At 38.8% G+C, this 18,045-nt stretch carries 17 protein-coding genes; 2 read left to right on the top strand and 15 right to left on the bottom strand.

Annotated features, from left to right (window positions below; translation table 11 throughout):
* Nucleotides 1–286: 286 nt before the first annotated feature.
* From SNE38_RS10275 to SNE38_RS10245, 7 genes are all read right to left on the bottom strand, one after another.
* Complete coding sequence (locus SNE38_RS10275) at nt 287–1,060, bottom strand: IclR family transcriptional regulator (protein ID WP_191702491.1); 774 nt, start codon at nt 1,058–1,060, stop codon at nt 287–289.
* 210 nt (nt 1,061–1,270) lie between these two features.
* Nucleotides 1,271–2,410, bottom strand: a complete 1,140-nt coding sequence (locus tag SNE38_RS10270) for a CaiB/BaiF CoA transferase family protein (RefSeq protein WP_191702490.1) — start codon at nt 2,408–2,410, stop codon at nt 1,271–1,273.
* A gap of 5 nt (nt 2,411–2,415) precedes the next feature.
* On the bottom strand, nt 2,416–4,389 hold the full coding sequence (locus SNE38_RS10265) for a TRAP transporter permease (protein WP_336046445.1): 1,974 nt from the start codon (nt 4,387–4,389) through the stop codon (nt 2,416–2,418).
* A 26-nt stretch (nt 4,390–4,415) separates the two neighbouring features.
* Nucleotides 4,416–5,375 (bottom strand): TAXI family TRAP transporter solute-binding subunit, encoded by a 960-nt coding sequence (locus SNE38_RS10260; RefSeq protein ID WP_336046444.1) that lies wholly within the window; start codon nt 5,373–5,375, stop codon nt 4,416–4,418.
* A gap of 23 nt (nt 5,376–5,398) precedes the next feature.
* The gene (locus SNE38_RS10255; protein WP_191698292.1) at nt 5,399–6,205 is read right to left on the bottom strand and encodes an enoyl-CoA hydratase/isomerase family protein; all 807 of its coding nucleotides are present in this window, start codon (nt 6,203–6,205) and stop codon (nt 5,399–5,401) included.
* 13 nt (nt 6,206–6,218) lie between these two features.
* Nucleotides 6,219–7,271, bottom strand: a complete 1,053-nt coding sequence (locus SNE38_RS10250; RefSeq protein ID WP_191702487.1) for an acyl-CoA dehydrogenase family protein — start codon at nt 7,269–7,271, stop codon at nt 6,219–6,221.
* Complete coding sequence (locus SNE38_RS10245; protein WP_191702486.1) at nt 7,268–8,410, bottom strand: acyl-CoA dehydrogenase family protein; 1,143 nt, start codon at nt 8,408–8,410, stop codon at nt 7,268–7,270. The genes SNE38_RS10250 and SNE38_RS10245 overlap by 4 nt, the downstream gene beginning before the upstream one ends.
* Before the next feature lie 247 nt (nt 8,411–8,657).
* Here SNE38_RS10245 and SNE38_RS10240 point away from each other — a divergent pair, with 247 nt between their 5' ends.
* Both SNE38_RS10240 and SNE38_RS10235 read left to right on the top strand, forming a co-directional pair.
* Entirely contained in the window at nt 8,658–9,122 is a 465-nt protein-coding gene (locus SNE38_RS10240) for a hypothetical protein (RefSeq protein WP_191702485.1), read from the top strand.
* Nucleotides 9,123–9,187: 65 nt separating this feature from the next.
* A complete protein-coding gene (locus SNE38_RS10235; RefSeq protein WP_191702484.1) occupies nt 9,188–10,000 on the top strand; it encodes an EcsC family protein in 813 nt (270 codons plus the stop codon).
* 78 nt (nt 10,001–10,078) lie between these two features.
* Here SNE38_RS10235 and SNE38_RS10230 read toward each other — a convergent pair whose 3' ends face one another.
* The 8 genes from SNE38_RS10230 to SNE38_RS10195 form a co-directional block, all read right to left on the bottom strand.
* Nucleotides 10,079–10,864 carry an MBL fold metallo-hydrolase gene (locus tag SNE38_RS10230; RefSeq protein WP_191702483.1) on the bottom strand — a complete coding sequence of 262 codons (786 nt, stop codon included), beginning with the start codon at nt 10,862–10,864 and terminating at the stop codon, nt 10,079–10,081.
* 81 nt (nt 10,865–10,945) lie between these two features.
* A complete protein-coding gene (recO, locus tag SNE38_RS10225) occupies nt 10,946–11,719 on the bottom strand; it encodes a DNA repair protein RecO (RefSeq protein ID WP_191702482.1) in 774 nt (257 codons plus the stop codon).
* A 61-nt stretch (nt 11,720–11,780) separates the two neighbouring features.
* Nucleotides 11,781–12,968, bottom strand: coding sequence for a CapA family protein (locus SNE38_RS10220; protein ID WP_191702481.1), 1,188 nt, complete (start codon nt 12,966–12,968; stop codon nt 11,781–11,783).
* A 138-nt stretch (nt 12,969–13,106) separates the two neighbouring features.
* Complete coding sequence (gene era, locus SNE38_RS10215) at nt 13,107–14,021, bottom strand: GTPase Era (protein ID WP_191702480.1); 915 nt, start codon at nt 14,019–14,021, stop codon at nt 13,107–13,109.
* The gene (locus SNE38_RS10210; protein ID WP_191702479.1) at nt 14,008–14,415 is read right to left on the bottom strand and encodes a cytidine deaminase; all 408 of its coding nucleotides are present in this window, start codon (nt 14,413–14,415) and stop codon (nt 14,008–14,010) included. The genes era and SNE38_RS10210 overlap by 14 nt, the downstream gene beginning before the upstream one ends.
* Nucleotides 14,416–14,531: 116 nt before the next feature.
* The gene (locus tag SNE38_RS10205) at nt 14,532–14,882 is read right to left on the bottom strand and encodes a diacylglycerol kinase family protein (RefSeq protein WP_191702478.1); all 351 of its coding nucleotides are present in this window, start codon (nt 14,880–14,882) and stop codon (nt 14,532–14,534) included.
* Complete coding sequence (ybeY, locus tag SNE38_RS10200; RefSeq protein ID WP_191702477.1) at nt 14,869–15,354, bottom strand: rRNA maturation RNase YbeY; 486 nt, start codon at nt 15,352–15,354, stop codon at nt 14,869–14,871. The genes SNE38_RS10205 and ybeY overlap by 14 nt, the downstream gene beginning before the upstream one ends.
* An 11-nt stretch (nt 15,355–15,365) precedes the next feature.
* Nucleotides 15,366–17,483, bottom strand: a complete 2,118-nt coding sequence (locus SNE38_RS10195) for an HD family phosphohydrolase (protein WP_191702476.1) — start codon at nt 17,481–17,483, stop codon at nt 15,366–15,368.
* Between the last annotated feature and the right edge of the window lie 562 nt (nt 17,484–18,045).

The following is an 18,045-nucleotide window of genomic DNA, read 5'->3' as shown; positions in this document are numbered from 1 at the left end:
AGTAACTTCCCTACCGAGTACCCGACGCTAAAATAAGGGGAGATATTACCGTTATTTGAATGATGTAGCTCATTTTAGGATAAATAAGGGAACGTTTTACCGTTATTTTAAATAAAATCCTGAAATTTCATGTTTTTTAGGTCAATAACGGAAATTCCTTCCCTTATTTTCACTATTTTTTAATTTATTTGTGAAATAAGGGAAATTCGTTCCTCTATTTCCCTATTCACTCCTTACCCTATCAAAATAAAAACAATCCAACCGATTCATACCCGGTTGGATTGTTTCACTTATTAAGTTGCCTTTCAATATCAAATTTCGCCTGCAGAATCAAATCCCGTAAGTCGTCAAATTGCGCCTCATCAAAGCGTGCTTCCGGAATAATAATTGCAATGGATGCAATCGGTCTTCCATTTGAGATAATGGCAGTACTGAAGGAACAGGCCCCAACAATGCGTTCTGCTCTTGTAAAAATATATTGTTGTTCACGCACTTGCTGTAGCTGTTGCAGTAACTGTTCACGATCAACAATAGTATTTTCTGTCACACGCTGCAAATCCACCTTATTTAAATACTCATCGATTTCTTCCTGGGGTAAAAAGGCCAGCATTGATTTTGCAGAGGCCCCTGCATATAGTGGCGAAGTATCTCCAACATGATTACGTGCTGATAATGCATAATTACTTTCTATATTCATAATACAACGGCGCTCATTGCCATCAATAATACTCATTGAAATACTTTCATTTGTTTTCTGATTTAGCTGCTGGAGTATAGGCTGCGCAATTGTAATGATACTGGATTCTTCCTCCACTAACTTCCCTAAGTGAATTAACGATAAGCCAAGTTGATAATGTTTCGTACGATCATCTCGAATTAGAAATCCTTCATATACTAAAGTAGCTACAAATCTTTGGAGACTTGATAATCCGATACCTGTTTTTTTATTTAATTCTGTTAAAGACAGCTTAGGTTGTTCTTTTGTAAAGGCACGCAGTATAACAATTGTTTTTTGTACGGTCTGCATTAAATACATTTTTTCAAACTTGTTTTGCTCCATTCAGACGCCCCCCTTTCCTAATAGTATCAAAATTAATTGGAAGAAAAAAGAAGGGCTTATGTTAAAAGTCATCATTATCTTTCCCGCCATCTAACTCATGGCAATAATCTCTACAATAAAGTTGTTTCCAGTATATAATAGCAAGTTATTAATATCTTCATCCCAAAAGAATTATTCCAAATAGTCTTTGGTGATGCCATTTATACTACTTTAGTTTTTATTCATTTTCAGGATTTCTTCAGTGTGCTCACCTAAAAGCGGCGGGCTACTATCATAGGAAATGTTCAATTCGGAATATTGCAGGGGATTTTTCACAAATTTTACAGTCCCATATACCGGATGGTCCATTTCCCCTATTAGGTTGCGCGCAATAACTTGAGGTTGTTGAAACGCCTCTGCTACAGTATTGACACGTCCACCTGGAATTTTGTAGTGCTGCAATAACTCAATCCATTCATCCCGAGTTTTTGTTAACGTGACCTGAGAAATATATGCTGTCAATGCACGTTCATTTTGCTTACGAAGTGTATTCGTCTTGAAACGCTCATCCGAAAGCCACTCACGTCGATTAACCATCTCGCAAAACTTTCTAAATTGATCTTCTGTCCCTACACAAAACATGAGTGGACCATCTTCGCACTCAAATACTTGATATGGCGCTACATTATTATGTTTGTTTCCTAGTCTGGAAGATTCAAAGCCTGTATTTAAATATGCGCTTGAAATATTCGCAAGGGAGCTCATTTGGACATCGAGCAGCGCTAAATCGATAAACTGACCCTTCCCTGTTAAATCACGCATACGCAACGCTGATAAAATACCGATCACTACATAATGGGATGTTAAAATATCGGCAATTGGCACTCCTACTTTCGTTGCTTCCCCATCCGGATGTCCTGTTACATCCATTAAGCCGCTCATTGCCTGGATAACTGGATCAAAGCCTGGCTCATTGGCAAGGGGTCCCGTTTGGCCAAAGCCCGTTACAGAGCATTGAATGATGCGCGGATTAATTTGTTTAAGATTCTCATAATTGAGCCCCATCTTTTTCATATCACCCGTTTTAAAATTATCAATAATGACATCCGATTCTTTTACTAAATCCAGTAGAACTTCTTTATCCGAGTGTTCCTTTAAGTTTAAAGTAATCGACTTTTTATTACGGTTGGCACTAATATAATAGGTGCTCTCACCATTTATGAAGGGCCCCCATTCACGCATACTATCAGAACCATTCGGATGCTCAATTCGAATAACTTCTGCACCTAAATCCGCCAAAATCATCGTTCCTGCTGGTGCCGCATAAACGCGGGATAAATCCAATATTTTTATATTTTCTAATGGGCGCATTCCCATCACCTCGCTTCTTCACCTTTTATTAATGATGGTGCAACTTTACGTTCAGGCTGCTTCATCATAATTTGTGTTGCAACAGCAATAGCAATCATTGCCAATGCTATTAAGTTATAGAGTAAAGTCGTATCCATTAGTGCTATGCCTGCAAAAAAGAAGACAATTCGCTCGATAAAATATGTCCGGCGGAATAAATAACCTTTAATCCCAGCCGCAATTGATACCCCACCGATACATGCCGTAATCGCTGCAATAATATATTCTCCAATTGTACCGCCTGTTAATAGGAGGGCCGGATTGAAAATGAAGAAGAACGGTACAATAAAACCAATCATCCCTAAACGAACCGACTCAAACGATACTTTATTTGGGGATTCCCCTGCAATACCGGCCGCTGCATATGGCGCCAACGCTACAGGTGGTGTAATACTGGATAAAGCAGCAAAGTAAAAGGCAAACATATGAGCTGCTATCGCCGGTACACCTAATTGCGTTAAAATCGGTACTGAAATGGTTGCCACAATAATATATGCCGCAGTGGCTGGGATACCCATTCCTAACACGATACTAATAACCGCTGTTAATATAGCCGCCAACATAACACTGTCGCCAGCAAAGCTTAATACGTTGTTACCGATGATTAAACCGATACTCGTCAACGTAATTGTTGCAATAACGATACCGACTATGGCACAGGCAATCCCTACACTGATTGCTCCTTTGACCCCTTCGACGACCGAATCAATCACCGTTTTCAAGTTCATGCGTGTGTGCTTGCGGATGGCCGCTGTCGGCACGATCGAGAATAACGCAAAAATGGCTGCATATAGTGGCGAATAACCGGCAAACAACATAAATAATAAAATAAATAATGGAATCAATAAGTGTCCACCATTTTTCAAAACTTGCTTGGCTATTGGAATATTTTCCTTTGAAATACCCGATAACCCCATTTTCTTCGCTTCAAAATGGACGATCATAAACAGTGTTAAATAGTAGAGCACTGCCGGGATAATCGCAGCCAGCATAACAACTGAATACGAAACTCCTAAGTACTCAGCCATAATGAAAGCAGCAGCCCCCATTACAGGAGGTGCAATCAAGCCCCCGGTTGAAGCAACTGCCTCTACAGCACCGGCGAATTTTTTCGAATAACCAGCCTTTTTCATCATTGGAATAGTTACTGTACCTGTTGTTACAACATTACTTACAGCACTCCCGCTAATAGTTGCCATAAGCGCACTCGCGAATACTGCAACTTTAGCCGGTCCACCTGCTGTTCGACCTGCAATCGTTAGCGCTAAATCGTTAATAAAATCCGAAAAGCCACTATTTTTCAAGAAGGCACCAAACAGTACGAAAATGAAAATGTATGTTGCCGATACACCAAGTGCTGTACCGAAAATACCTTGTCCACCCCAGAACATAATGTTAATAATTCGCTCTAAACTGAAGCCGTAATGTCCAAGTATACCTGGGATATAGGCACCAAAGAAATTGTAAGCTAGGAAAAATAATGCTATTAATGTCAATGCATTGCCGACTACACGACGTGCCGCTTCAAATAATAGTAAAATGGCAATCGCACCGACCCATAGATCAAGAATCGTATTTTCCCCTGCTCGGTCACGAACAAGAATGTCATATACAATAACAAAATATAATGTCACGAATATCGATAACGTAATACAAATACTGTCAAACCATGTAGGCAACCTTCTCGTCCCTACACTTTTCTTTGTTGCGGGATAAAAAATAAAGCTAAATAAAAGTAGAAATCCTAAATGCCATGCACGAAACTTTGTTGCTTCCATTACGCCAATGCTGCTCATATAAATTTGAAAAATCGACCAAATAATTGCAACCCCAACGACGATTTTGCCAAATAGACCAATATAGGTACGTGAATTTATATTTTTATCTTCAAGATCCATTAGCTGCTGTAGCTCATCTTTTTCAAGAGGTTTTCCAGTCATAAAGTTTCCTCCTTATCCCTTTACTTTTATTCGACAACACCAATTTCGCGATAATAGCGCTCTGCTCCTGGATGAAGCGGAATATCCGCTGTTCCCGAAACCGCATTTTCCGGACTGAACTGCTTTGCAATACTGTAGGATTTTTCAAGTGAACTTAAGTTTTCCCATAAAGCTTTCGTTAACTGATAAACGGTTTCTTCATTTACACTTTCATCAATGACGATCGTACTGTATTGACCGACAGTTTGAATTGCTTCCGGCTGTTTATCATATGTGTTTGGCTCGATTGTATAAGCAAAGTTCCAAGGGTATTCTTCCACTAAATAGTCAATTGCGCTATCAGACATGCTTAATACTCTGGAATCTACTGTTGAAATAAGCTCTGTCGCGGCTGCTGCTGGTACCCCTGTGTATATATTGACACCTTCCACTTGACCATTTCGCATTAAATCTGTAGCTTCCGTAAACCCGACATAGTTGGCTTTAATATCATTTTCCCCAATGCCATGTGCCTCAAGGACAAGTCGAGATTCCACTTCAGTGGCACTCCCCGCTGCTCCGAATACGAAGCTAGTTCCTTTTAAATCTTCAATCGATTTGTATTTATCGTTTTTTTTCACAATAATATGACTGATATTTGGATATAAGTTCCCTAATATACGAACGTTCTCATATTGCCTTCCTTCGAAGCTTCCTACACCGTTGTAAGCTTCATATGCAATATTGACTGTTGTAAAGGAAATATTCGCCTCGCCTTTTCGCATTAAATTCAAGTTTTCAATACTTCCATTAGATGCCTGTGAAGCGACACGCTTTTCCAGCTCATTTGTCCACATTGTAGAAATTCCTGCACCAAGTGAATAAAAGACACCTGTTGTTGTACCTGTAGTAAAAATTAAAGGCTCCCCATATCGCTCAATATTACTTTGACAACCTACCAACAACATAGCAGCTATCGAAATAGCTGCGAGCATTTTTTTCTTCATCCGCATACCCCTTTTGAGATGTATTATTTAAATACGGCTTTTCGTTTTTCTACAATTGCTTTAACCCCTTCTTCGTATGTCGGTAATTCCGTTACTAGGCCCATTTTTGAAGATATATAATCCAGCGACGAACGTAAGCTCATTGTTTGGCTTTGGTAAACCGCACGCTTAATAATTTTTATTGATTCAATTGGTCCAGCAGCTAATTTTTTCGCATAATTCAATGTATAGTCCTCAAGTTCATCGTCATTGACAACGTAGGTAACTAAACGTGTTTCCTTCGCTTCCTCGGCTGTTAATACGCGCGCTGTCCATAACATATCAAGCGCCTGATCAATTCCTACAATACGAGGTAAAAAATACGCACCCCCGTCTCCTGGAACAATCCCAACATTAATATAGCTTTCTGAGAACTTAGCAGATTGTGCAGCAATTCGGATATCACACATTAATGCCATATCCAGCCCCGCACCCATCGCAAATCCATGCATTTGTGCAATGACCGGCTTATCGATTTCTTCAAGGAGAAGAGGGACACGCTGAACCTTTTTCCATAACGAGTTTTTACGAGCCAAAGCTGTTGAAGTAATATCTTCTTCACTATTGAAAAATCCATTTCCAGCAATCATCGCTTTCACATCACCACCGGCGCAAAATGCTTTGCCGTTACCTTTTAAAATGACAACACGTATATCATCATTATCCCGTACTTCTTCCAAAGCCTTAATCCACGATAAAATCATTTCTTCGCTAAATGCATTCATACTATCTGGACGATTCAGTGTAATCGTTGCAATATGATCCTTCACATCAAATAATAAATCCGCCATATTTTCTTCCTCCTTATGCATGAACATGCGCTTCATTTTGTTCTGTAATACTTTCCCATAAATCCATTTTCGACTCTAGCATCTGCTTAGCTAACTGCTGCTTCCAATAGCGAGCCGTAAATTCCTCATCTCTCCAAGCCCATAAGCGACGTGTAAATTGATGTAATCGATGCTCGTGTGTAACGCCGATTGCTGCGTGAACCTGATGTGCGGCAGTGGCAACTGCGCGGCTTGCATCATCCATTCGTAATCGTGTATACGCTACTTCGAGCCCCTCTTGTCCGTCGCCCAATAATGTTTGCACATTGTTCGTTGCTACTGTCATTAACGTCTGTTCGCCAGCCATATTCGCCAAATGCTGCTGCACGAGCTGGAATCGATGAATTGGTCGGCCAAATTGCTCGCGCTCCTTGCTGAATTGCACACTTAGCTGGAATACTGTCGTAAGGGCACCGTTCATTTTACTGACAGATGCTGCTGTAACCAATTTCGAAAGTGACATATACTGTTTTGCAGTAATCGGTACTTTTTGAAGCGCTTTCATATTTTCGAAAACAACTTCTGATCTTGGTTCTGCAGCTAGGTTTGTCCCATTTTTCAATACCGCATTTTCCAGATCTGCAACAACGATAAACTGCTGTGAACCCTCCTGTGCCAATGCAACGATCTTCTCAGCGTATTTAGCCCACGGAACATGCTTTAACGTACCAAACAAAGCATCTTCCTTAAGCTGAAGCGGGGCAGTAATACTGTACGTTGTCAACTGCTCATACCCTTTTATATCAATCTGTTTTAGTAAATAGTTGGCTAATGTATGCTCAATGAATGGAACAGGTGCAGCATACTTTCCAATCAGGCCATACAGTTCCAGTAAATCTTCAATATCTCCACCTGCCCCCCCCTCTTCTTCACTGACTGCTACATTGTGCAATTCATTTTCAAGTAAGAGTTGCCATACATTTTCAGCCCAGAGATTCTCCTCCAGTAAATCCACCGTTTCTTTTTCGACTTTATGTTTCAATACTTTTTCTACTACTTCTGCGACCATCTCTTTTATTTCACTCATTGTGCAATAACCCCCTTTGCTAAAATTCCGTATAGAACTTCGGATGTGCCACCACGAATCGTGAAGCCAGGTGCATGTAAAATGGATTCTGCCAAATAACGTTCAATCTCTTTTTCGCTTTGTAGATCCGGATAAACGTCAAGCAATAAACGTACGATCTCCGGAATTTTCTGTTCAAATTTCGTACCGATACTTTTTACAAGTGCTGCAGGAATATTTACTTCGCCACCTTCTTCAAGTACTTTAGCGACACCGATAGATAAATTACGCAATGACCAAAGCTCTGCAACTAGTTTCATTGCCTCTTCCAATCCGGCATAATCTCTCTTTTTCTTTAATTGCTCTATCGCTTCATTTAAAAGCGGGAATGTACTTAAAATACGCTCAGGTCCACTACGCTCAAATGCCAGCTCTGCCAAACCTTGCTTCCACCCGTTGCCTAGTGTTCCGACGACCATTTCATCCGGAACAAATACATTATCGAAAAATACATCATTGAAATGTGGCTCCCCTGTCAAATAGCGAATTGGCGTAATAGTCACTCCCTCACCTTTCAAATCGATAATAAACTGCGAAAGACCTTCGTGCTTTTTTTCACCTAATGGTTCCGTACGAATAAGCGTTACCATGTAATGTGAGTCCTGGGCATTACTGGACCAAGTTTTTGCACCGTTTACTATCCAGCCACCTTCAACTTTTTCGGCACGTGTTGTAACGGACGCTAAATCTGATCCACTGTTTGGTTCACTTAACCCAATAGCGAAGAAACATTCACCCTTTATAATTTTTGGCAGGAAGAATTCCTTTTGATATTCTGTACCAAAACGCAGTAACAGCGGTCCAGTTTGACGGTCAGCAAACCAATGAGCAGCTACTGGAGCTCCAAATGCCAAAAATTCCTCTGTTAAAATGTAACGGTCTAACGTACTGCGTTCTTTGCCTCCATACTGCTTCGGCCAAGTCATCCCAATCCAGCCCTGCTCTGCTACAATTTTAGAGAAATCAGGATTCGATCCACTCAACCATGAATCACAACGAGTCTCAAAGGTCCCTTTCTCAATATGTTGTTTTAAAAAGCTCCGCACTTCCTGTCTAAATTGTTTTTGTTCTTCTGTAAATTGAACTTTAGGTAGATTCATAATATAACCTCCAATTACGCATATTGTGTAACTACTTTCTTATAACGATATTATACATAATAAATTTCTGAATTGTCAAAATTATTCTACAATATATTAGTTTATTGTAGCTTTTTTATTCCTAAACGAGCATTTTATACCAACATCAAATTCCTTTATTAAAATGGTAAAAATAGAAAGAGATTACTAACATTTCAATTTGATATACGCTATAATTTTCTGAAAAGATAAACAACGAGGTGGAATTATGTTTTTTCAGTTAAAAGACACATCTGTAAAACCTTTAGATACGTATGATAAAATCTCTCAACTTGTCAAAGCGATACTCCATTTCGAATGTCCGGACCATCGTGGGCAGCACCACATTTTATATACCGCAAATATGCAGCTTGAAGCCTATCGTGAAGCGAAGGATTTTTATCGCCGCTTTGATGAACCAGGCAGTGCTTTAGGTTGTTTAAGTAGAGAAGCGTATGAGCAAGCTAATAAAAAATACCATCAACTGTATACAATCATTCGAGGCTATATGCATTTAAGCGAGGACAATAAACGTGACCATTTCAACCATCATTTCCGCTTTTCAAACGAGAAAATCGAGAAAATGTACAGTCTTTTCGAACAGAAGCAGCATCATAACCATCTCAAACTTGAAGAATTATTTTATGAACGATTAATGGAAGATGTAGCTCCCTTGTTAACACAATTGGAGTAACAGCGATGAAACCTTTACTGCTTGAATTCGTAAATTGACTAGCAGGTCTATTAGGAGGATGAACTTTGGAAACTAAACAACAGCTGGAGGATTATTTACAGGCTATTCAACAATGGGAAAAAGACCAAAGCGGCTTATGGTTTTGGGAAAAAATTGGTCGTATTCCATTCAAAATACTTGATAAATTAACACCTAAATTCATTCAGGAAAAAATTTCAGTATTAGTAGATGAACTAGTAAGTTATGTGCAAACGGGCGGTAAATATTTAGTAAGTGAGAAGACAATGATGCGCCATATTCAAAAGCATACATTGCACTCGGTTTCGTCCATACAAGACATTGGTCAAATGCCGATAGATGATATGGTGGCAATTAGTGAAAAGCTTCAGAAAAACCGGGCGAATATTGCTACGGTACAGGGGGCATCTACGGGGGTTGGCGGTATTTTTACATTAGCAATTGATATCCCCGTTATATTGGGCATTGCTTTAAAAACATTGCAGGAAATTGCGCTGATTCATGGTTATGATCCAAATGAAAAAACAGAGCGTATTTTTATTGTTAAATGTCTGCAATTCGCTTCATCCGATATCGTCGGTAAAGAGGCGATATTAAATGAACTTGCCCAAAACTATGAACAGCCCCGCTCTTCCGAAAATATGGTATCCCAACTGCAAGGATGGCAGGAAGTATTTTATACGTACAGAGACAATTTTGGTATGAAAAAGCTATTCCAGATGATTCCAGTGGCAGGTATGATTTTCGGGGCATTTATTAACAAATCTATGATTGAAGATATTTCCGAAGCAGGAATGATGCTCTATCGGAAAAGACGTGTAATGGAACGTATGGATCAAATGGTAAGTAGTGAACTATAAGGTCAGCAAGAAGCAAAAGTGAAATGAAACTATAAATAAAGCCAAGTAATTAAGTTTCCCTTAAGTACTTGGCGTTTTCTATGTTGAAGCTATCTTTTTATTTGATTCGTGCATATCTTTCAATCCATTGTAAAAAGGATATTGATTTCGCAATGCTTCTTCTTGATCAATTCCCTTACTCAAATTATTCAAATATAACATCGACTCGTCTACCCGCTTTTGCATTTCGATAAAATCATTTGTAACTTGGCCATGACCCGGTACAAGTGTTTGAATTTTTTTATCAGATATAATTGCTGCTGCCTTTTGTAATGTATTCTTATAAGATTTCAAATCCTCAATAAAGGGAAACTCAACGTCCGATAAATAATCTCCCGCCAATAAAACCCCATAATGTTCCATCACAGTAAATAAACCATCCTGAGTATGCCCGGGTGCCAAATAAAATGTGCATGACGCATCTTCCAAATCTACTGTCTGACCATCTTCTTTAATAACGATATCAATCGTTGGATATATTATCGGATAATCTCTTTGTATATAGTACTGCGCGTCAAACTGATGTATTTCCTCCAACACTTTTTCTTTATCCGGACGGTTCACAAATGCCTCACTCGCTATTGTCGTAGCATTTGGAAAGGCCCCGGCTGCAATAATATGATCATAATCACTATGGGTATAAATAATAAATAATTTCCTGCCCCCAATAATTGATCGGATGTATGCTTTTATTTCATCAATTTCATTCGGCAACCAATTTGGATCGGTTAAAATGATTGCCTGCTTTGTTTTAACTACTGCGGACGTTGTTTGATAGAGCACACTTTGAAAAACCGTTATATTCTCATTTGTAAACTGATGCATCCTTTATCATCCTTCCAAATAATAAAGCTAGTCAAATGTAGAAACGCTCCATCTGACTAGCTTATTTCCTAGGCAATTAATTCAGTTTTCTTCCTTTTTTTCACGTTGCAATAAAGGTGTACGCTCCAATTGCTCTATAAAACTTCGTGATTTCAGCCTAATTCCTGTTTGTTCTTCATAGATAGTCGTGACAATTTTCTTTATAAATTGCTTCGTCTGTGACTTCAGTTCAAGCTTACCTACTTGATCAATCGGCACTGTATAAAACATGCGAATGAGTTTTAACTGTGTTGGAGATAGTCGAATGATATACTGGTCCATATGAAAACAACGATGACATATAAAGCCACCTTGTGAAAATGAAAAAGCAAATTCCCCGTCTACTGCACCACAGCCGGCACATGCATGTAAAATTGGTTGCACCCCAGCATACGGGAGCATCTTCCAATCTACAAATAATGTAATCGCTTCAGGGTCATAGCCTTCTTCAATCGCATTTAGCGCCTGTATTAAAATTTCAAAGGCATACTGCTCGGGTTTACCTTCTTCAACTAAACGATCAACAATTTCCACAATATAGCTCGCATAGGCTGTTGCTGTAATGTCTGTTTGAATATGGCGCATTGAATTGAAATGCTCACCTTGCTGCAATGTTCCCATACCTGACGTACGCTGTACTAAAAATGAGCCGTGCATAAAAGGCTGAGTCACACCAGCTAGGCGGCTTGTAGGTTTTTTTGCTCCACGCGCCATACACGCTACTTTCCCCGCTTCACGAGTCATAATTGTAACAATTTTATTTGATTCACCGTAAGCACGCGCTTTTAAAACGATGCCTTCCCATTTATGTAGCATCTATTGCACATCCTTCTAATTCTATCGTAGTATTATTATACCGTACTGCTACATCAAATGTTTAATAAACGGTTACCTCATCTCCAATTATTTTCTTTACCCAATCTAAATTTTGAACGGAGCGCTGTTCTACATCTTTTAATGGATATACTCGATAAACACCATCAGCATCCTTTAATACGGATGTTGCATAAAGCTCTGGTTGGTGAATGGTAATGACATCGCCTTCCTTCATAATTTCCAGGCTAGCGATCCCGCCAATCATTGTGTTGGGAATTGTTAAAATCGTCGAAAAGAAATTGCCTAGGGAATAAAAGACATGTGTTTCATGGCCTTGTTCAGTTATAAGCTTTTTATAAGGTTGCAGCACATGCGGATGTGTCCCCAATACGATATGTGCCCCTGCTTCGTTTAAAACTTTTGCGAAATGCTTCTGATAGTCACTTTCGCTATATACATATTCTGGTCCCCAGTGCATTGAAACTGCTACGACATCTACTTCTCCCTTTAATAATTCTATATCCGTCTTTATTTTTGCCTCATCGATATAATTGATAATATATGGGGAGCCTTTTGGTAAATACAACCCATTAGTACCATACGTATATGCAAGTAATCCGATTTTTATCGAACCTACTTCAATAATTCGGTGGTTTGCTTTATCTTCAGAATTTTTATAAGCCCCTACGTAAGGCATGCCGTACTCATCTAGATTTTCAAAAAACGTACGGACACCACCTTCCCCCTTGTCAACTATATGGTTATTTGCAATAGTAACCATATCTACACCTGCATTTTGAAGATCTCGAACAATATGAGGAGGGCTCGAGAATTGAGGGAAGCCACTTAATGCATATTTGTTCCCTACAGGTGGTGATTCCTGATTCGCAATTAAATAATCATAACTTTGCATGGTAGATGCCACCCCTGCAAAAGATGACGTAAAGTCCTGGTATTGAGCGAGCCTCAAATGAAGCAGGACATCGCCAACCATCGCCAGTCGCATAGATTCTTTTATAATTTCTGGCTGTGGCTCAATCTCTGGTTCCTGTACTGATTCAAGCTCAGATACCGAATCAAAAGTTTTTTTTATATTACTATTTTGGGCAATCTGCTCTTTAACTGGTGCAGTCATTTGCCCTTCTGCCATGAGTATTGGATTGTCTTTATTCATTGTCACCATAACGAACACTAAAATTGCCAATGAGACGACCCACAGTGACAGCAAAAATTTATTCAATGTATTCAATCTTTCACCTACTAAGTTTATTGTAAAATAATTCCTATTATATCTTATAATACTAAAGTTTATTCAAGTATACACTAGCAAAAATGAAAAAATGAATAAAAAACAGATGCAACATAAAAGCTGCATCTGTTCATATTTTTAATATTCGTCTTCTCTAAAGCCGAAATCACGTAAATGCGTTTGCTTATTACGCCAATCCTTTTGTACTTTTACCCAAAGCTCTAAATAAACTTTTGAGCCTAGCAACATTTCGATATCCTGGCGCGCACGTACGCCAACTTCTTTTAAAAGGGCGCCGCGCTTCCCAATGACAATTCCTTTTTGCGAATCACGTTCAACCATGATAGTCGCCTGCACATGAATCATATTTTCCTTTTCTTCATGAGGCTTGATGCGTTCAATCACTACAGCAATTGAATGCGGAATTTCTTCGCGTGTTAAGTGCAATACTTTTTCACGAATTAATTCAGAGATGATAAAGCGCTCCGGGTGATCTGTTACTTGGTCTGCTGGATAATATTGCGGACCTTCCGGCAAATACTTTTCAATTGTCGTCAATAAATTTTCTACATTGTTTCCTTGCAAAGCCGAAATTGGAATTATCTCCGCAAAATCAAACTTATCTTTATAGGAATCAATAATTTTCATTAATTGATCTGGGTGTATTAAATCGATTTTGTTAATGATTAAAAATACAGGTGTTTTATTGCCCTGCAGTAACTCGATGATAAATTCATCGCCTTTACCTATTGCCTGCTCTGCATTCACCATAAACATAATGACATCAACTTCCCTTAATGCATTACGTGATGTTTTTAACATAAATTCGCCTAACTTATGTTTAGGCTTATGAATTCCCGGTGTATCGATAAAAATCGTCTGAGAGTTTTCCTGTGTTAATACACCCTGAACTTTATTTCGCGTCGTTTGGGGTTTGTCTGACATAATAGCGATTTTTTGACCAATCACTCGGTTTAAGAATGTTGATTTGCCGACATTTGGTCGACCTACAATCGAGACAAAGCCCGACTTGTAACCTTTATTTTCCTGCATTTTTCATATCCTCCGTATTAAAAGCACCTGGAATTAGCTCGCCTACTGTTGTTTGCTGAACGTCACCATTCATATTTGTTAAGTAGACTGGCATATCTGGTGCACAAAATTCACTCATTACTTGTCGACAGGCCCCACATGGGGAACATGGACCTGGCGTATCTGCTACAACCGCAAGTGCTTTAAATTTCATATTGCCTTCCGAAACCGCTTTAAAAAATGCTGTACGTTCCGCGCAGTTAGTCATACTATATCCTGCATTTTCAATATTACAGCCATTGTATACAGTACCGTCTTCGGCCAATAATGCTGCACCTACTTTAAATTTTGAATAAGGTACATAGGCATTTTCACGTGCAATTTTTGATTGTTCCATTAGTTGTTCCATGTTCATCGTCAGTTCCCCCAACATATACATATTATTTTAATCACTACCTGACCTTGTTTCCAAGTTCAACCGTCGAGCAGAGTAATAACTTTCCAGTAAGTATTCTTATATTCCAAAAGAAATTAAAACCATTTTGGTAAAAATATGAGTAGTCCGATTATAACACTTGCGAGCGCAAAAACAAGTACAGCACCTGCTGCAACATCCTTTGCTTGCTTTGCAATAGGATGAAATTCCGGGGATGCAAGATCAACCACACGTTCAATTGCTGTATTTATCAGCTCTGCACCTATGACAAGGAAAATTACCATTAGAATAATACTCCATTCCACTGCAGTTAAGCCTGTCAATAAACCAGCAAGGATTACTATTATTGCACTCACTAAGTGAAATTTGAAATTTTGTTCCTTTAGAGCTGTAAGTATTCCCTCCATTGCATAACGGAATGATTGGAAAAACTTACGGACGTTCATTTGTATCACGACCTAAGCCGTATGATTGTAAAATGGCATCCTGCTTTCCGAACATAACTTTTTCATCTTCTGGCGTCATATGGTCATACCCGAGTAGATGCAAGAATCCGTGCACCGCCAAAAAGCCTAGCTCACGCTCAAAAGTATGCCCATATTCTGTTGCCTGCTCTCTTGTGCGGTCCGTCGAAATAATAATATCTCCCAATATACGCGGTATACCTTCTCCGATAATTTGCATTTCCCCTTCACCCATTTCTTCCAGAGCGAATGAAATAACATCAGTCGGTTGATCTTTATCGCGATATTCACGATTAATTTCATGAATGGCCTCATTCGTTACAAACGTAATCGAAACTTCTGATCCATCTTCAATTCCTTCATGCTCTGCAGCGTGCTGCAGAAGTTCTTCCACCAATTTTAAATGCGAATCTTTCACTTCATTTGTTTCATCTAAAAAATCAATTAATAACAATTTGTTCCCTCCTATTTTTCCTTTGGATATTCAATACGCGAGTGGAACGTCCCATTTAAAGTTTCACATAAAATATCTTCAATAATTTTCAGTTCTTTCAAAGAAATGTCACATTCATCAAACTGATCATCTTGCACACGGTCCTGAATAATCGTCTGTACAAGCTTTTGAATTTTTTCTGCACTCGGCTGATGCAATGACCTTACTGCAGCCTCTACACTATCTGCAATGCTAATAATTGCTGCCTCTTTCGTTTGTGGCTTTGGACCAGGATAGCGGAATATACTTTCATCCAATTCTTTCCCTTCTTCCTTCGCCTTAAACAAGAAGTATTTCAATGTACTTGTCCCATGATGCTGTAAACAAACATCAATAATCTCCTGAGGCATTTTATGCTTGCGGAGAAGCTCTGCCCCATCAGTTGTGTGAGCAATGATAATTTCCGCACTGCTTTCAGGTGACATGGAATCATGTGGGTTTGTACCCATTTGGTTTTCTATAAAGAACATCGGTCTTCGCGTTTTGCCTACATCATGATAATAGCAACTTACTCTTGCCAGCAAGCCATCCGCTCCAATTGCTTCACAGGCAGCTTCTGCTAAATTCGCTACCATAATACTATGATGGTACGTACCAGGCGTTTCCGTTAAGATTTTTTTCAAAAGTGGATGGTTTGGGTTCGATAGTTCAATTAATCGCATGACTGATAAAAGTCCAAATGCAGACTCAAAATATGGAAGTAAGCCCATCATCAGTGCACCGGATAATAATCCCGATATGATTGCAGACGCTACATAGAATGAAATTTCCACAAAGCCATAGCCTGATTGTGCCATAAGTAAATAAAATGCAATAAATAGTATGTTAACAAGCGTTACAATACCAACGGCCTGTAAAATATCTTTCCTCTTTTCCAGACTGCGCATGAAAATAATTGATGCAAAACCACCAAATAAAATATAAAGTGCCATATCCATCTGTAAAATGGCCGAATAACCTTCATGAAAAATAATGCCTGCAGATGCTGCGGTCATTACCGTTACAATACTTGCTGTACGGTCATTTGCCAATACACGAACAAGCATAGTCACCATGGCTGAAGGGAATATAAATGCAATCGTTAGATCGAAATTCCCTGCAATCATACCAATCAATTTCATCATAACCAATGCAATAGTATAGACAATCATCGTAACGAATAATTCGTTACGCTTTTTTGCAGGGTCCTTTTTTGAACGATCGAATAATGCAAATAAAAATGACATCTGCAGAAGAATTAATATGAATAGACCGGCAATTGGTTTGATCGATTCCTCACTATCCAGCATCCCCAGTAATTCGAGTTGTCGGTAAATCTCCCTAGTAACCACTTCGCCTTCCTGAACAATGATTTGTCCTTGCAGAATCCGGGTCGGTTCAACCGCATCTTTAGCTTGCTGCACAGCAATTGCTGTTTTTTCTTCATCAAGTATTTCTGTTTCTACGACAGCAGCACGTCCAACAGCAACAGCTACACTCATTAAGCCTTCCGATATGGAAGGATGCTGACGAATCTTACTTTCAAGGTCATTACGATATGTAATCAGATTTTCCTTCCGAAGAGGACGATTTAAATTCGCTTCTACCAATGTGGCCAGCGAATCGCGTGTCGATTCAATATTCCCTTGTGTAGCATTCAGTAAATTTAATAGCTGTGCATCCGATAAAATCAGGGTCTGCTGATTCTCTATTATATCTTTTAGACTTGAACGCAATAACTCTAGCTGTTCAGATTGGGCTACTTCGCCATCCTGATTCCCAATATCCTTTTTTACGTCCAATACAATATCAAATATAGTCGTAACGAAAGTAGCACGATGGCTTGGTACATCTTCTTTAAATATGTAAACAGGTTCTACTGAACGTTCGGCATTCTCTACTTCCAGTTCTGTTTTGACAGTATCTTCAATGGTTTTTATTGAACGAATTGTTTCTGGTGATAATTCTGTTAATTTAATATCATATGTAACACCACGGACATTATCAATCATCAAAGAAAATTGTAACAATGCCGTAGCAGCAAGTACGATAATTAGCAACGCACGAAAACTTATTAATTGGATGAGCTTTTTTATTTTCTCTATGATCATGCACCTCCACTTTACTTTCTACTTTTATTTTAACAAATTTATATCCTCGTTGTTACGAAAAGCTTGTATGTTTTTCTAATAAATGTCTTTCCGCCTATAAAATTATCTATTAAAAACGAAAGATTCCGCTCATCACCATAACATGGGGAAGATTTTCTAATAAAATTTCAATTGATTGATTCGTGGGCTACGGTAGACCGCGCTAAAACCACGTGATACATGTCTTTATCACTGCCTTTATTACCGTTTGCGAGGCCCACCAATCCGAAAATTTTCCCTCGTTATAAAGTGGTAGAATAAAAGCACTGAAGTATCCGACCAACTTTGAGTGGGCAAAACGCCTTAGTAGACAGAAAGTGCCTTATTATTAAGTTTTTCAGTGCCCTCCTAAAATAAAGGGAGATTTTACCGCTATTTGAATGATGTAACTCGTTTTAGGAAAAATAAGGGAACGTTTTACCGTTATTTTAAATAAAATCCTGAAATTTCATGTTTTTTAGGTCAATAACGGAAATCCCTTCCGTTATTTTCACTATTTTTTATGTTATTTTAAAAATAACGG

Source organism: Solibacillus ferritrahens (genome assembly GCF_037027585.1).
GTDB lineage: Bacteria > Bacillota > Bacilli > Bacillales_A > Planococcaceae > Solibacillus > Solibacillus ferritrahens.
This window is presented reverse-complemented; position numbering and strand designations above follow the sequence as displayed.

Excerpts from the sequence above, each read along its gene's own strand:
- SNE38_RS10275 (WP_191702491.1), bottom strand. The coding sequence starts at position 1,060 with ATGGAGCAAAACAAGTTTGAAAAAATGTATTTAATGCAGACCGTACAA.
- SNE38_RS10270 (WP_191702490.1), bottom strand. The coding sequence starts at position 2,410 with ATGCGCCCATTAGAAAATATAAAAATATTGGATTTATCCCGCGTTTAT.
- SNE38_RS10265 (WP_336046445.1), bottom strand. The coding sequence starts at position 4,389 with ATGACTGGAAAACCTCTTGAAAAAGATGAGCTACAGCAGCTAATGGAT.
- SNE38_RS10260 (WP_336046444.1), bottom strand. The coding sequence starts at position 5,375 with ATGAAGAAAAAAATGCTCGCAGCTATTTCGATAGCTGCTATGTTGTTG.
- SNE38_RS10255 (WP_191698292.1), bottom strand. The coding sequence starts at position 6,205 with ATGGCGGATTTATTATTTGATGTGAAGGATCATATTGCAACGATTACA.
- SNE38_RS10250 (WP_191702487.1), bottom strand. The coding sequence starts at position 7,271 with ATGAGTGAAATAAAAGAGATGGTCGCAGAAGTAGTAGAAAAAGTATTG.
- SNE38_RS10245 (WP_191702486.1), bottom strand. The coding sequence starts at position 8,410 with ATGAATCTACCTAAAGTTCAATTTACAGAAGAACAAAAACAATTTAGA.
- SNE38_RS10240 (WP_191702485.1), top strand. The coding sequence starts at position 8,658 with ATGTTTTTTCAGTTAAAAGACACATCTGTAAAACCTTTAGATACGTAT.
- SNE38_RS10230 (WP_191702483.1), bottom strand. The coding sequence starts at position 10,864 with ATGCATCAGTTTACAAATGAGAATATAACGGTTTTTCAAAGTGTGCTC.
- recO (WP_191702482.1), bottom strand. The coding sequence starts at position 11,719 with ATGCTACATAAATGGGAAGGCATCGTTTTAAAAGCGCGTGCTTACGGT.
- era (WP_191702480.1), bottom strand. The coding sequence starts at position 14,021 with ATGCAGGAAAATAAAGGTTACAAGTCGGGCTTTGTCTCGATTGTAGGT.
- SNE38_RS10210 (WP_191702479.1), bottom strand. The coding sequence starts at position 14,415 with ATGAACATGGAACAACTAATGGAACAATCAAAAATTGCACGTGAAAAT.
- SNE38_RS10205 (WP_191702478.1), bottom strand. The coding sequence starts at position 14,882 with ATGAACGTCCGTAAGTTTTTCCAATCATTCCGTTATGCAATGGAGGGA.
- SNE38_RS10195 (WP_191702476.1), bottom strand. The coding sequence starts at position 17,483 with ATGATCATAGAGAAAATAAAAAAGCTCATCCAATTAATAAGTTTTCGT.